Origin of the sequence: Spirosoma foliorum, from assembly GCF_014117325.1 — a bacterium.
Classification (GTDB): domain Bacteria; phylum Bacteroidota; class Bacteroidia; order Cytophagales; family Spirosomataceae; genus Spirosoma; species Spirosoma foliorum.
In genome coordinates, this window is sequence record NZ_CP059732.1 from 5,259,253 (window position 1) to 5,273,297 (window position 14,045).

General features: G+C 46.2%; 12 protein-coding genes and 1 tRNA gene. 9 read left to right on the forward strand and 4 right to left on the reverse strand.

Annotated elements, in window-relative coordinates; all coding sequences use genetic code 11:
- Nucleotides 1-115 precede the first annotated feature (115 nt).
- On the forward strand, nucleotides 116-1,153 hold the full coding sequence (locus tag H3H32_RS22345; protein ID WP_182457834.1) for a CobW family GTP-binding protein: 1,038 nt from the start codon (nucleotides 116-118) through the stop codon (nucleotides 1,151-1,153).
- Nucleotides 1,154-1,264: 111 nt separating this feature from the next.
- Nucleotides 1,265-1,768, forward strand: coding sequence for a cupin (locus H3H32_RS22350; RefSeq protein ID WP_182457835.1), 504 nt, complete (start codon nucleotides 1,265-1,267; stop codon nucleotides 1,766-1,768).
- A 97-nt stretch (nucleotides 1,769-1,865) separates the two neighbouring features.
- On the opposite strand, the gene H3H32_RS22355 is transcribed toward H3H32_RS22350, so the two are convergent.
- A tRNA-Thr gene (locus tag H3H32_RS22355) sits at nucleotides 1,866-1,938 on the reverse strand.
- A gap of 85 nt (nucleotides 1,939-2,023) precedes the next feature.
- On the opposite strand from H3H32_RS22355, the gene H3H32_RS22360 reads away from it, so the two are divergent.
- Both H3H32_RS22360 and H3H32_RS22365 read left to right on the forward strand, forming a co-directional pair.
- Complete coding sequence (locus H3H32_RS22360) at nucleotides 2,024-3,991, forward strand: ABC-F family ATP-binding cassette domain-containing protein (RefSeq protein ID WP_182457836.1); 1,968 nt, start codon at nucleotides 2,024-2,026, stop codon at nucleotides 3,989-3,991.
- 115 nt (nucleotides 3,992-4,106) lie between these two features.
- Nucleotides 4,107-5,165 carry a PA0069 family radical SAM protein gene (locus H3H32_RS22365; RefSeq protein ID WP_182457837.1) on the forward strand — a complete coding sequence of 353 codons (1,059 nt, stop codon included), beginning with the start codon at nucleotides 4,107-4,109 and terminating at the stop codon, nucleotides 5,163-5,165.
- Nucleotides 5,166-5,182: 17 nt separating this feature from the next.
- Here H3H32_RS22365 and H3H32_RS22370 read toward each other — a convergent pair whose 3' ends face one another.
- Entirely contained in the window at nucleotides 5,183-6,127 is a 945-nt protein-coding gene (locus H3H32_RS22370; protein WP_182457838.1) for a bestrophin family protein, read from the reverse strand.
- Between the two features lie 146 nt (nucleotides 6,128-6,273).
- Between H3H32_RS22370 and H3H32_RS22375 the strand changes: the two genes are divergently transcribed.
- The 3 genes from H3H32_RS22375 (at nucleotide 6,274) to H3H32_RS22385 (ending at nucleotide 8,910) form a co-directional block, all read left to right on the forward strand.
- The gene (locus tag H3H32_RS22375; RefSeq protein WP_182457839.1) at nucleotides 6,274-7,572 is read left to right on the forward strand and encodes a type IX secretion system plug protein; all 1,299 of its coding nucleotides are present in this window, start codon (nucleotides 6,274-6,276) and stop codon (nucleotides 7,570-7,572) included.
- A gap of 418 nt (nucleotides 7,573-7,990) precedes the next feature.
- Entirely contained in the window at nucleotides 7,991-8,365 is a 375-nt protein-coding gene (locus tag H3H32_RS22380) for a DUF3244 domain-containing protein (protein WP_240543459.1), read from the forward strand.
- Nucleotides 8,366-8,565: 200 nt separating this feature from the next.
- The gene (locus H3H32_RS22385; protein WP_182457840.1) at nucleotides 8,566-8,910 is read left to right on the forward strand and encodes a hypothetical protein; all 345 of its coding nucleotides are present in this window, start codon (nucleotides 8,566-8,568) and stop codon (nucleotides 8,908-8,910) included.
- A 35-nt stretch (nucleotides 8,911-8,945) separates the two neighbouring features.
- Here H3H32_RS22385 and H3H32_RS22390 read toward each other — a convergent pair whose 3' ends face one another.
- Together H3H32_RS22390 and H3H32_RS22395 are read right to left on the reverse strand one after the other, a co-directional pair.
- The gene (locus tag H3H32_RS22390; RefSeq protein ID WP_182457841.1) at nucleotides 8,946-10,124 is read right to left on the reverse strand and encodes a DEAD/DEAH box helicase; all 1,179 of its coding nucleotides are present in this window, start codon (nucleotides 10,122-10,124) and stop codon (nucleotides 8,946-8,948) included.
- Nucleotides 10,090-11,418, reverse strand: a complete 1,329-nt coding sequence (locus tag H3H32_RS22395) for a DEAD/DEAH box helicase (protein WP_182457842.1) — start codon at nucleotides 11,416-11,418, stop codon at nucleotides 10,090-10,092. Before H3H32_RS22395 ends, H3H32_RS22390 begins: the two co-directional genes overlap by 35 nt.
- 529 nt (nucleotides 11,419-11,947) lie before the next feature.
- On the opposite strand from H3H32_RS22395, the gene H3H32_RS22400 reads away from it, so the two are divergent.
- Nucleotides 11,948-13,270, forward strand: a complete 1,323-nt coding sequence (locus H3H32_RS22400) for a DEAD/DEAH box helicase (protein WP_182457843.1) — start codon at nucleotides 11,948-11,950, stop codon at nucleotides 13,268-13,270.
- Nucleotides 13,271-13,284: 14 nt separating this feature from the next.
- Nucleotides 13,285-13,863 carry a Crp/Fnr family transcriptional regulator gene (locus tag H3H32_RS22405; protein ID WP_182457844.1) on the forward strand — a complete coding sequence of 193 codons (579 nt, stop codon included), beginning with the start codon at nucleotides 13,285-13,287 and terminating at the stop codon, nucleotides 13,861-13,863.
- The last annotated feature ends 182 nt before the right edge of the window (nucleotides 13,864-14,045 follow it).

A 14,045-nucleotide genomic window follows, 5' to 3' on the forward strand; every position in this document is an offset into this window, starting at 1 on the left:
ATTTATCCTCCCTGGCTATTTTATAACGTAACTAGTTCCAATTGGGTGCCGACCTGGTCGATCAGCAGAAGCTAAATCACTTTCTGGAGGTACTCAAAGCGTAAAATCTATTACAATGCCCAAAGACGTGACTCTCTTAACAGGATTTCTGGGTTCCGGAAAAACTACGCTACTGAACGCCATTCTGTCTGACCGACCTCAAACTCGTTTTGCCCTGATCGAAAACGAATTTGGGGAGGAATCCATTGATGGTCAACTGGTCATGCGCCCCGATGTGGATGTGACCGAATTAAGTAATGGTTGCCTATGCTGCTCACTAAACGACGATTTGCTGAATGTGCTGGAAGCACTGGATGATCGGCGGGATAAGTTCGATGAGTTGATTATTGAAACAACGGGCATTGCCGATCCATCGGGAGTAGCTGTTCCTTTTTTGATGCTGCCAATAGTAAAACGGTCCTTCACGCTCAAACGGGTCATTTGTCTGGTGGATGCCGAACACGTTGAGGACCAATTGCGGGACACTGAGGAAGCAATCCAGCAGATTTCCTTCAGTGATGTGATCCTGTTGAATAAAACAGATCGCGTATCGCCAGACTATCTCGCTCAGTTACAGGACACATTACGAAGCCTGAACCCGTTTGCTCAGGTACTACTGGGCCACAAAGAGGCTTATCCAGTCGATGAGTTGATGCGCATAGAACGTGATACGGCCGCAACCGACCAACCTGCTACGCTACTGCCCTTGCCATTAAGTTCAACGAATGCATTTCAGCCTTTAGCCAAGGGAATTCAAAATCGATCACTAGTTCGGCCAGTCCATCAACACCATCATCATACCCATTCTTCTATCGTTTCATTAAGTTTTCGTTTCGAAGAACCTTTCAACCTGACCCGTTTATACAATCAGTTAACAACCTTGTTGTTGTATCAAGGACAGGGAATCTACCGTATCAAAGGCATTATCGCTGATGTCCAGCGACCCAATCGGATGATTCTTCAATCTGTAGGAAGTACAATGACTTTAGCCGAAGGAGCAAACTGGCTGCCAGACGAATCCCGTATTAGCCGTATTGTATTTATCGGGAAATTGCTCAAACCAGAGGGTTTTGAAACGCTATTGAAGGATTGTCTTACTAAGGACTCACAATAGTGTTTAACAAGCTGATTGTAGCTTAAAGCGTAGAGTAAATCATAACGGCTGCCTCTTTTGAAGTTTAACCGGACGTTTCTTCCACTAACACAGATTATCCTTACAATCAATATGCATATTGAAACCTATTCTTTTTCAGATGATGGTGTCATTCCCAATAACCGGCTCCCTGTTATTCTCTATCGCCAGGTAGAAGAAGGTAACAACCTGTCTGCCTGGTTGGAAAACCGTTTTAAGGCTAACAATTGGACCAATAACTGGCGCGACATTATCTTGCCTTACGATCATTTTCACAGCACAACGCACGAAGTTTTAGGGGTTGGCTATGGTTCGGTGAGTTTGCAACTTGGTGGAAAAAGAAACGGTTTGGCGTTGACTGTTTCCACGGGAGATGTGCTGATCATTCCGGCTGGTGTCGGTCATCGCGCCTTAACCGAGGGCACAAACTACGAAATCGTTGGTGGGTATCCGGGAGGCTTAGCCTGGGACTTGATGAAGGGCAATCTTGAGGAACGAACTCTTGCTTTTGCACGAATCCCTCAGCTAGCACTTCCAGAAACTGATCCCGTTTTTGGCACGAAGGGCGCTCTTTTGCAAAAATGGAATGCAGTATAAACGGCACTACAGGCCGTCCACAAAGAAAACTTTTCGGCAGTAAAGTATGGTAAATAAAAAAGGCTAACCATTTCTGATTAGCCTTTTTTATTTATTGAGCCTCCTACGGGATTCGAACCTGCGACCTACGCATTACGAATGCGTCGCTCTACCAGCTGAGCTAAGGAGGCTTTTTACTGCTTTTGCGGGTGCAAATATAACCGTTTGGAATTTAAGAACGCAAGTATCCGTTCTATTTTTGGTAAATTTGCATCCATGATTTCCATCACAAACCTCTCTTACTACCTCGGTAGCCGGGCGCTCTACGAAAATGCGTCACTCCATATCAAGCCTAACCAGAAAATTGGTCTGATTGGCCTGAACGGTACCGGCAAATCGACGCTACTCCGAATTATCAACGGCGAATACCAACCCGACGGGGGGATTATTTCCAAAGCGGGCGATGTATCGATTGGATTCCTGAATCAGGATTTGCTCTCTTATCAGACCGACGATTCGATCCTCGCTGTTGCTATGCAGGCATTTGCCCGTCAGAACGAACTGCAGATCAAGATTGAGGAGTTGCTTCATAAAATGGAGACCGATTATACCGATGATCTGGTTGATAAACTGGGCAAGGCGCAGGAAGAGTTTGATGCGCTCGATGGGTATACAATCCAGTCCAGAGCCGAAGAAATTCTGGAAGGTCTGGGCTTCTCGACCGACGATCTTCAACGGCCACTAAAGCTATTCTCCGGGGGCTGGCGAATGCGTGTAATGCTCGCCAAACTGCTGTTAGAAAAGCCTTCATTGCTGATGCTCGATGAGCCAACCAACCACCTTGACTTACCGTCGATTCAGTGGGTTGAAAAATATGTTCAGAACTACGAAGGATCTGTGATTGTGGTTTCGCACGATCGTGAATTCGTTGATAATGTGGTCGATACCATTGTTGAAGTGTCGGGGGCGAAACTGAATTACTACGCTGGCGATTACTCGTACTACATGGAGGAGAAAGCGTTGCGGAATGAAATTCAAAAAGGGGCGTTCGAAAACCAGCAGGCCAAAATTCGTCAGACAGAACGATTTATCGAACGCTTCAAAGCAAAAGCTTCGAAGGCTAAACAGGCACAAAGCCGGGTTAAGCAACTTGAGCGTATGGAGCTTGTGGATGATGTAATCGACAGTAATGCACGGGTTAATTTTAAGTTCAACTTCTCGCAACAGCCCGGTCGGCATATTCTGCACCTGGATGATATCTCGAAGGCTTATGGCGAAAAACGTATTCTGACTCACTCTACAGCCCGTCTCGAACGGGGTGATAAAGTGGCGCTGATTGGGGCCAACGGACGTGGAAAATCAACATTACTGCGCATTATTTCAGGCTCAGAACCCATCGAGGGTGACCGCGTTTTAGGTTATAACGTTTCGTTTAGCTTCTACGCTCAGCACCAACTAGAGTCGCTGCGGGTTGAAGATTCGATGCTGGACGAGCTGAAACAGGCAAACCCAACGAAATCGGATGGTGAGCTTCGGGGAGTACTCGGCTGCTTCCTGTTTTCGGGTGACGATGTCTTCAAGAAGATCAAAGTGTTGTCGGGGGGAGAGAAATCGCGGGTAGCGTTAGCAAAGGTACTGCTCTCACAGGCGAACTTCCTGCTGCTTGACGAACCGACCAACCACTTGGACATGCAGTCGGTGAATATTCTGATTCAGGCTTTGCAGCAGTACGAAGGTACGTATGTGGTTGTTTCTCACGACCGGTACTTCGTATCGCAGATTGCGAATAAAATCTGGTATATCGAAGACGAGCAGATTAAAGAATATCCGGGTACTTACGATGAATACGAATGGTGGCAGGAGGAGCGGAAAGCGCAAGGTCTTGGGCCTTCGAAGCAACCGACTGACAATTCGAAGATGCAGCCTGCACCCACGCCAGCACCCGTTACGAACGGGAAGGCTACGAATGGCAAACCATCAGAAGATGAGCGAAAAGAGTGGCAAAAAACACTCAAGAATTTGAACCGTCAGGCTCAGGAGTCGGAAACGAAAATTGCCCAGTTAGAAGAGCGAAAAAAATGGCTCGAAACCGAATTGGCGAATCCTGCTACCTATGGCGATGATAAACTGATGCAGGCTAAAAATGACGAATATCGACACGTAACGGCCCAGATCAATCAATTGCAGGATGAGTGGGAAACGGCTATGCTCGAAGCCGAGGAATGGGAGAAAAAGCTAGCCTAACCAGATTTTAAAGAGCGAAAGGGTGAATGAGTGAAGGTAAGTTTTACTCATTCACCCTTTCGCTCTTTGTTTTTATCGTACAAATAAAATATAATTGTGTTTTACTTGTATGGCTATGGGTGACTATAAAAAAGGTAGGGGGGCGCAGTTTAATACAGCCAATTCATTCTCAAAGCATCAGTACGAATTCGATGATCAGAGAGTTTTTTATGATGATGACTTTCCCGAACCGACAGTAAAAACACAGTTTTTCGAGGAAACCCCTAAGCAGATTATCAGTCGCCCTAACAGTCCTGATATTGGCTTTGTGGCGTCGATCAATCCATATCAGGGATGCGAACATGGTTGCATTTACTGCTATGCTCGGCCTACGCACGAGTATTGGGGGTTTTCGGCAGGTCTGGATTTTGAGAGCAAAATTATGGTGAAGAAAAACGCGCCTGCTTTGTTGGAAAAACAATTTCAAGCGCGTTCGTACAAACCCGATGTCATTCATTTTTCGGGTAACACCGATTGCTATCAACCTGCCGAGCGAACGTATCAACTCACTCGACAGATGCTGGCCCTCTGCCTGAAGTATCGTAACCCAGTTTCCATCATTACAAAAAATGCGCTGGTTCTCCGCGATCTGGATATTTTGAAGCCGATGGCTGCTCTGAAGCTGGTGAGTGTAGCTATTTCGATTACCACGTTAACAGAAAGTCTGCGCCTATTGCTGGAACCGCGTACGGTTACCGCGGCTCAACGATTTAAAACGATGCATACCTTGCATCAGGCGGGCGTACCCGTAGGCATTATGACCGCTCCGATTATTCCTTCGTTGAACGATCATGAGATTCCTAAACTGATTGAACAGGCAGCCAAACAGGGTGCTTGCTGGTCTGCCTATACGATTGTGCGCTTAAATGGAGCACTTGGTCCACTATTTACCGACTGGATTCAGCAAGCCTTTCCTGACCGCGCCGATCGTGTACTGAAGCAGATTGCCGATTGTCATGGCGGCCAGTTGAATGATTCCCGATTCAGAACCCGTATGGCAGGAGAAGGGAATTATGCACAGCACATTGCGCAACTGCATCGTATCGGTTGCCAGAAATACCTCAGCGACCGTCAACCTCCTCGACTCAGAACCGACCTATTCCGGCCAGCGGGGCAAATTGGACTGTTTGAGTAGATGTGTGGCCTAGCCACCTATTTCTCATACGAAAACCCTTTTTCCTTTTCGCTGTTTTGATCGGCGGGTTCCAGCGTAAGTTTATGATCGAAAGATTGTGTTACAGTTTTATGAATGCCTTTGCAAATGGTGTCTAAGGGTAAATCATTGTCGTCGGTACCAAAGGGGTTTTCAATTTCTTCGGCGATGATTTCAAGACTGGCCAACACATAAAAAACGAATATAACCAGCGGAATGACCAGATAGTGCAGATTGGAGACGTACCCAAGCGGCAATGTTAGGCAGTAGAAGGAAATGAATTTCTTGATAAATGAACTGTAAGAAAAGGGAATAGGGGTATTTTTGATTCGCTCGCAAGCGCCACAGACATCCATTAGGGACTGAATTTCTGAGTTTAGAATAATGAGATGTTCTGGCAATAACACCCTTCGCCGTTGTAAGTCATTGACCTTGCCAAAAATGATTAACGCAATTTGTTGGGGAACATGCTCATTCAGATGTAAGCTCTGAAGGCTGAATGTTGAGGGTTCTGTGAATTCCCTTTCAAAAGATTGTTGCCGAAGATGGTTTTTGAGGGCAAAGGCGAAATTGGGAATCATGGCCCGAAAAAACTCGCGGGTTTCGGTTTGATCTGGTTCCAGTAATTGATCTAGCTTTAGCGCCAGATTTCGGGAATTGTTTACCAGCGATCCCCATAATTTTCGACCTTCCCACCAACGATCGTAAGCAGTATTGGTACGAAAAACCAGCAGCATCGAAATTACGAAACTCAGCAGCGTGTGCATGAGTGAGAAGTTCTTCAGATGCGGGTTTTCGCTCAGATCGAGCAGTTCGAGTATATGAACGATTACAAACGCGTAAAAGCCTACGCCGATTAAAATAGGCAGTAATTTACGTACCGTATCGGCCCGATTAAACGTAACAATAAACCGGAGCCATTCTTTGGGGTTGTACCTGACCATGTAGCTGTTGTGTTGAGCAAACTATAATCATACGCGATTCTGCTGGCGATACCAATGGTTAAATTCATTGCTATTGGCAACTTTGTATAATCGCGCCGATTGTAAAGCGTTAATTTAGTAACTCTGTCGTATTAAAATAAGATTAAATGAGTTTACTTGCCCGATTGTCTACTCTTTTGTTTTTGGGAATACTAGCGGCACCCGTATGGGGTCAGCAACTGAAAACCATCGACCATATTTATGATCCTAAAGTGGAAACCGTACTGCTGTTTCCACAAGTAAGTACCAACCAGCTCGACCCATCGCTAACCCTCAATCCGCCAGTTATTTCGCTGGATGAACAGGTGGCGCTTCAGCTCGAATTTGATGATCTGACAGCTACATATCGCTCATTCCGCGCTCGAATTGTTCATTGTAACGCCGATTGGCAACGCTCTGTTCTGAACGACATTGAGTTCACCTATGAGTACAACGACAATCCGATTACGGAATACCTAAATTCGATCAACACTAAAATTCCCTATTATCATTATCGATTTACGCTTCCCAAGCTGAAACTGCCGGGTAACTACCTGTTGGTGGTTTACGACGAGCGTAACCGAAACAACATCATCTTCACCCGTCGATTTTGTACCTACCAGAATCGGGTACAAGTAACTGCCGAAGCACGCTTTTCGACAGACCCGGCCCGTCAATTTTCCGATCAGCAAATCGATTTGAGTATTAATTACAAAGGCTATCAGGTTATCTCGCCACAAGATGACTTCAAGGTGGTGATCCGGCAGAATTACCGTGATGATCGTGAGATTCGTGGATTACGTCCGACCAATGTACAGTCTTTCGACCAGACGCTGGAATATAAGCTCATCGACCTGAGCAACACCATATTAGGTGGGAATGAGTACCGATTTTTTGATACGCGAACGGTACTATCTCGTGCTAACTACATTGATCGAATTGACCGGCTTGCCGACCGGAATGTGGTTTATGTGCAGACGGATAAATCGCGAAATCAGGGCCCTTATATCCAGAGCGATGATTTCAATGGTCAATTTGTAATCGACCAGCGGGAAACCAGCAATGGGGCAACGAATGCCGACTATATCGAAACAGTTTTCACGCTCAAAATACCCGAAGTGCAGAACTGGGATATATATGTAAACGGGGCGTTTAATTTCTGGCAACTAAACGATCGAAATCGCATGTCATTCGATGCCTTGTTGGGGGCTTACAGAGCTACTATTCTGCTCAAACAAGGCGTTTACAACTATGATTACGTTGGGCAAACGACAACCACGCCACCTAAAACAGACGAGCATTTTATTGAAGGGAGCTACTCAGGCACAGAAAACGACTACGAAGTATTTGTGTATCATCGCCCACCCGCATCTCGCGCCGATCAATTAATCGCGTACCAGAAAATAGGAGTGAATAAGCGGAAGTAATGTAAAGCGGTTAAGGGCTTAAGGCGCTATTTTGAGTTCCTAAAAGTCCTCCACTTTTTCTATACCACAAGGCAATTTTGGCAAATCTATACCCGTGCTAGTAGCCGTTTCGAAGACTTATCTGATTTTCGATTTACACAAAATTCACTGCTTCCTATCCGCTCAAAAAGACGAAAAAATCATCAGTCACGCTGACCTTTCTACACGCTTTTATCCAATTTTCCTCTCTTACTAATTAGCAGTGATCAATTGCCCTGATTTTGTCCGCAAGTGAACAGAATTTGTCCGGTTGCGGACGTACCAACGAATTGGCACAAATTATAATTCATTGATAATCAATACAATTAAAGTTTTGGCACGCTCATTGACTTAATGATAGCAACTCAGTAAACAACACAAACACTAAACAACTACTACCATGTTACCACTAATGACTAAAGTTGCCGCATCACTTTTGTTAAGCGCTTCAACCCTGTTTAATCCTACGACCCCTAAAACGCTGTCATTCGACGCAAGTGCTTTTGTAACTGCCGATCATCAGATTCGGGTAGCCGTTCGTAAGTCGGCCGAAACCCCAATTGAAGTGGTACTCCGGAACAAAAACCACGACGTACTTTATCAGCACAACATTGGCAAAAAAGAAGACAAGTACACCGTTAAATTGAATGTCAATGATTTGGCTGATGGCGAGTATGAACTGGAAATCAAATCGAACGAAGGCAGTATCGTTAAGCAACTGAATGTGTCATCGCAGCCTGTTCAGCAAGTGGCTCGGACTATTGCGATGAACTAAGGAAAACACATGAAATCAACAACAAAGCCCGGCAATCGTCGGGCTTTGTTTATTCCAATCAAGTTAGCGGTTCAGGCAGCAAAAATTCACACGATTGCGCTCATTTAAATCCGTGTGTTTGCAGCTTTCCGCTCCAGAACGTGTCATTGTAGCGGTATCCTTCGGATTGACTATCAATCCGATAACACAAGGTAATAACCATGAACGCACACTACAAATCCGACAAAGAGCCAATCGAGTTGTTATTAGGTATGGGTGGAGCCGTCCAGTACCTCGAACATACGGTCAAAGATGACTTGCATTATTCTGTTTTGGTAAAAACGAAAGCGGGTAATAAACAAGTTACGATTCCCATCGAAGCCGTACAGAGCATTTACGCCAAAAAGCCATCCGAAGCTGTCATTAACTCCATAAGAAGGCAGCTTTCGTCAGACTCCCTGGCTGATGATACTACGCGGAATCTGACCAGCGAACCCCAGCATCGGTCAACGACTAACGTTTGGGGACAACTATCGAGCTTGTTTAACCGCCGGAAATTTAAGTAAACCTATAAGGTCTCGAAGACCTTATAGGTTTGGAATCAATACCCTTGCAAATCAAAGTCGGCGCTATCGATCTGCTCGACTCGTTTGCCCATCTTTTTCTGGATGATTTTGAAATGATGTTCATCATCGGGCGTAATCAACGAAAAGGCTTTCCCTTTCGCTTCCGCGCGACCTGTCCGGCCAATTCGGTGAACGTAATCTTTAGGAGATCGGGGCAAATCGAAGTTGATGACGTACGGGAGTAGTTGAATGTCAATGCCGCGCGCCAGTAAATCGGTGGCGACCATTACAGTAAGCTGACCTGCCTTGAATTTCTGAAGTACTTCGGTTCGGATATTCTGTCCTTTCTGACCATGAATAGCAGCGGCTTGTATTCCGTTCTTCGTCAGTTTAACAACCAGATTGTCAGCCGTTCGGGTCGATGAAACAAAGACCAGAACCTGCTTCATTTTCTCGGTCTTGATCAGGTACCGTAACAGCGGGCCTTTGCGTTCGGCGTTAACTTTATAGGCCAGTTGTTCAATCAGGTCAAGATTGGTTTCTTCTTCGACAACCTCAATTTTAATCGGTGTTCGTAAGAGTGTTGCGTTGATGTCCTGAATGGCATCGCCCAATGTGGCCGAAAACAGGATTGTCTGGCGTTTTTTGGGCAACAACGCAAACAACTTGCTCATTTCGTCGGCAAAGCCGAGTTCAAGCATTTTATCGGCTTCATCGAGCACCAGAATTTCGACATCAGATAAACGCAGGGCGCGCTGGTCCAGCAAATCCAGTAATCGACCGGGTGTGGCTACAATGATATCAGCGCCATACACCGCCTGCATTTGCGGATTGATGGATACGCCCCCGTAAACGGCCACGGTTTTTACTTTCGGAAACAGGTGTACACCCAACGTCTGAAACACATCGGCAACCTGACCAGCCAATTCGCGTGTGGGCACCAGCACCAACACGCTGGCGTATCGACCACTGGCTTCTTTTGTTCGATGGAACAATTCCAGAATCGGCAGCACGAAACTGGCGGTTTTTCCAGACCCTGTTTTGGCGATACCCAGAATGTCCTTTCCGCGTAGAATGGATGGAATAGCGTCTCGCTGAATGGGATAAGGACGCGTGTATAGTTGCTCTGCAGCGGCTTTCACAAGCGGCTCCGACAAGCCCAGCGATGCGAACGTTGCGTTATTTTTTTCCGCTTCGTTTAATGGGTCGACCATATTTTAACATTTTTTCGGCTGCGTGATCGCGCCGGACATTTACTTTTTTATTCTTAGCCAGTTTCTCGTGAAAAGCTGGCCCAACGTCTTCGCGTTTAGGTGCTTTTACCTCTGGCATTTTCATGTGAACCTTCGGTTTTTCAGCCTCTGTAAGCACCTCCGAAATGGCCAGATCTTCCGGTAATGGTACTAGCGGAATCTGGTAATTCATCAACGCTTCGATGGCCTCCTGTTTCTCCTCATCGGCAGGTGTGATGAAGGTTATTGCAATGCCTTTCTGGTCGGCGCGCCCCGTTCGGCCAATCCGGTGGATATAGTTTTCCGGCACGTCGGGCATATCGAAATTGATCACGTGCGACACTTCAGCTACGTCTAATCCGCGAGCGATGATATCCGTAGCAATCAGAATACGAAACGCGCCCGACTTAAAGTTATCAACAGCCTCAAATCGCTGATTTTGTGCCTTGTTCGAGTGAATAATTCCTAGCTGACCAGGAAATTTGGCATCCATTTCTTCATAAACCTGATCGGCCAGTTGCTTGGTTGCCACAAAGACTAGCACTTTAGTCATTGTGGCGTCCTGATTCAGCAACAATTTCAGGAGGTTAATTTTTGTGTAAAAGTTAGGAACCTCATAAGCCGATTGCGCAATGTTTTCCAGGGGTGTTCCAACTGGCGCGGCTTCTACCCGAACCGGATTGTTGAAAAACGTTTCGATTAACTTCTCAACCTCAATCGTTAGTGTAGCTGAAAACAGCAGGTTTTGTCGCTTGGGTGGTAGTAGGTCCAGAATGATTTTTAGCTGCGTACGGAACCCAAGATCCAGCATTTCATCCACTTCGTCGATGACCAGTTTTTTGATCGCCTTCGTTTTGAATGTACCATTCGACAACAGATCGACCAGCCGACCGGGCGTAGCGACCAGGATATCCATGCCTTTCTGCACTTCAGCCGCCTGTGGTTTCAGATTGACGCCCCCATACACGCCAACCGCTGTCAGGTTCATGTAGGCAGTTAATTGGTTCACCGTTTCCAGCACCTGCACGACCAGTTCGCGCGTGGGAACGATGATCAGAAGTTGGGCCAGTTTCTCTTTCGAAAATTGGAGCTGACGAAGGCAGGGCAGCAGATACGCCAGTGTTTTCCCCGTTCCTGTTTGCGCCAGTCCGCACACATCCCGTCCCGACATAACAACCGAAAACACATTCTGCTGAATGGTTGTGGGTGTCGTGTAGCCCAGGTCTTCCAGGGCATTACTCAGCGGTTTATTCAGATTCAGTTCATCAAACGTCATAGCGTGCTCATTGTCTACCAGTTTGTAAAGGTACGGCTATTCCATGAACTCATTGCAGGATAGGTTTTTCTGATAGGATTTACAGCCGGGCCGACGTTCGGATAAAACAGGATTTTATTGAATCTGAAGAGATCCGTATCCCATATCCTCGGTCTGTTTCTTCATAGAACGCTTTGACTAAGGTTGATTTACAAGCGGTGAGGACACCTAGAGTGTATACACATCTCAGACTTAGGCTAATCAGCCCTGTAAGGGCGTCCTGTCAATAGGCATTGTCGCTTAGTAGAAGTCTGAAGCGCCGTAGGTGCGACCTAATTCTGTTCATATCGGTCGCACCTACGGCGCTTCAGGGTACGATTAGTTCTCTATTTACTATTAACAGGAGACTCCTAACGGAGTTTTGAACATGCTCAAAAAATGTGTGTATACTCTAGGTGTCCTCACAGACCGAGGATACGATTTCTCTTGTCGTATCACATCCTGTTAATCCTGTAAATCCTGTCAGAAATTTAATCCGTACTTTTAGGGTATGATAAGTTCGCAACAGCAGGAGCAAACCCTGAAAAGTCTCGGTATTTCGGCGTTAAAACCGATGCAGGAGGCTGCTCAAAAAGCCATTTTACAGGATAACGATACATTTCTGATAGCGCCGACGGGTTCCGGCAAAACGATTGCGTTTCTACTTCCCGTTCTCCAACTACTCAAACCGAATCGGAATGAGGTGCAATGCCTGATTCTGGCACCCACCCGTGAGCTGGCCATGCAGATTGAACAGGTCTGGAAAAAAATGGCGACGGGTTATAAAGTCAACGTGTGCTACGGAGGCCATCCGGTGGAAACCGAAATCAAGAACCTAAGTAATCCCCCTGCCCTACTGATTGGCACTCCCGGACGAATTACAGATCACATTTCCCGTCGAACCTTCTCGCTGGACGGTATTCATACGCTGGTTCTGGATGAATTTGATAAATCGCTGGAACTGGGCTTTCAGGAGGAGATGGCTTATATTATCAGCGGCCTGCGTAATCTCCGGAAACGGGTGCTGGTTTCGGCTACATCGGGCATTACCATCCCTGATTTTGTTAAACTCAACGCTCCAACAACCCTAACGTTCACGCCCAACGAAGACGTATCGACTAACTTAACCGTTAAGATTGTCAATTCGGACGCAAAAGATAAAATTGAGACGCTGTTTCAACTGATTTGCTCACTGAATTCGGAATCAGCTCTGATTTTCTGCAACCATCGGGATGCCGCCGAGCGAACCAGTGCCCTGCTGAACGAAATGGGAATTTATTCGACCTTCTATCACGGTGGCATGGAGCAGGACGATCGCGAACGGGCGTTGATTCTGTTCCGCAACGGCAGTGTTACTTATCTGGTTACCACGGATCTGGCAGCTCGTGGGTTGGACATTCCCGAAATGAAACACGTGATTCACTACCATCTGCCGCCACACGCCCACGAGTTTACTCATCGGAACGGTCGAACGGCGCGTATGCAGACATCGGGAACGGCTTATGTGATTTTACACCGTGATGAACCCCGACCACCGTATCTGGATAAATCACTCGAAACGTTAGAACTCCCCGCTAATTCGCCCTTACCCAATCCGCCCGAATTTGTGACCATTTATATTAGTGGGGGCAAGAAGAACAAGCTTAACAAGGTCGATATCGTTGGCTTTTTCTCTCAAAAGGGGCAACTCGAAAAAGGCGATTTAGGCTTGATTGAAGTAAAGGATTTCATCTCGTTTGCGGCCGTAAAAAAAGCCAAAGTTGATGCTTTTCTGAAGCGGATCAAAGACGAAAAAATGAAGGGAAAGAAGTACAAAATTGAACTAGCTCGTTAAGTCGACCAATAGGTATGTTCGAGATTTTCCGAAACTATTTAAGCAGTAAAACTAGCCTCTCCGAAGCCGATTTTGAGCAGATAAGGGCGATGAGTGTCATCAAAAAACTGCGAAAACACCAGTACTTATTGCAGGAAGGTGATGTCTGGCGATCCAATGCATTTATAGCTAAGGGTTGTCTTCGCAGGTATCAGGTCGATGCCAAAGGGCAGGAACACATATTGACATTTGCCACCGAAAACTGGTGGATTGGTGACCGCGATAGTTTACTAACGGGCAATCCGGCTATCAGTAATATCGATGCCATTGAAGATTCGGAAGTTGTACTGATTAGCAAGGAAAACTTCGATCAACTCTGCCAGCAACTCCCCTCCTTCAACGAGTTTATTCAAACAATTCTCCAGAAGAGTTTCATTGCTTCGCAGAACAGAATCTACGCGACGATCAGCTATACCGCCGAAGAAAAGTACCAGAACTTCATCACCACCCGTCCCGAACTAGCCAACCGAGTTCCCCAGCACATGATTGCGTCCTATCTGGGCATCTCCGCCGAAACCCTCAGTCGAGTCCGAAACCAAATGGCGAAGAAGTAGCGCGGACATCCTGTCCGCATAGCCCAAGTGAAATTTTAGAATTCGGCTATGCGGACAAGATGTCCGCGCTACACCTCAAAATATAAATCACTAATTATTAATTACATACAAAATATCATTGACATTTATCAAGCTATTTCTTACGAAATGTCAATGGACGAGGGCCTTGTTCTTCCCCACCT

Bases quoted from the DNA above. Each gene is read 5' to 3' on its own strand.
- H3H32_RS22380 (WP_240543459.1), top strand. From the start codon at position 7,991: ATGTTACCACTAATGACTAAAGTTGCCGCATCACTTTTGTTAAGCGCT.
- H3H32_RS22375 (WP_182457839.1), top strand. From the start codon at position 6,274: ATGAGTTTACTTGCCCGATTGTCTACTCTTTTGTTTTTGGGAATACTA.
- H3H32_RS22390 (WP_182457841.1), bottom strand. From the start codon at position 10,124: ATGGTCGACCCATTAAACGAAGCGGAAAAAAATAACGCAACGTTCGCA.
- H3H32_RS22350 (WP_182457835.1), top strand. From the start codon at position 1,265: ATGCATATTGAAACCTATTCTTTTTCAGATGATGGTGTCATTCCCAAT.
- H3H32_RS22405 (WP_182457844.1), top strand. From the start codon at position 13,285: ATGTTCGAGATTTTCCGAAACTATTTAAGCAGTAAAACTAGCCTCTCC.
- H3H32_RS22385 (WP_182457840.1), top strand. From the start codon at position 8,566: ATGAACGCACACTACAAATCCGACAAAGAGCCAATCGAGTTGTTATTA.
- H3H32_RS22345 (WP_182457834.1), top strand. From the start codon at position 116: ATGCCCAAAGACGTGACTCTCTTAACAGGATTTCTGGGTTCCGGAAAA.
- H3H32_RS22365 (WP_182457837.1), top strand. From the start codon at position 4,107: ATGGGTGACTATAAAAAAGGTAGGGGGGCGCAGTTTAATACAGCCAAT.
- H3H32_RS22370 (WP_182457838.1), bottom strand. From the start codon at position 6,127: ATGGTCAGGTACAACCCCAAAGAATGGCTCCGGTTTATTGTTACGTTT.
- H3H32_RS22400 (WP_182457843.1), top strand. From the start codon at position 11,948: ATGATAAGTTCGCAACAGCAGGAGCAAACCCTGAAAAGTCTCGGTATT.
- H3H32_RS22360 (WP_182457836.1), top strand. From the start codon at position 2,024: ATGATTTCCATCACAAACCTCTCTTACTACCTCGGTAGCCGGGCGCTC.
- H3H32_RS22395 (WP_182457842.1), bottom strand. From the start codon at position 11,418: ATGACGTTTGATGAACTGAATCTGAATAAACCGCTGAGTAATGCCCTG.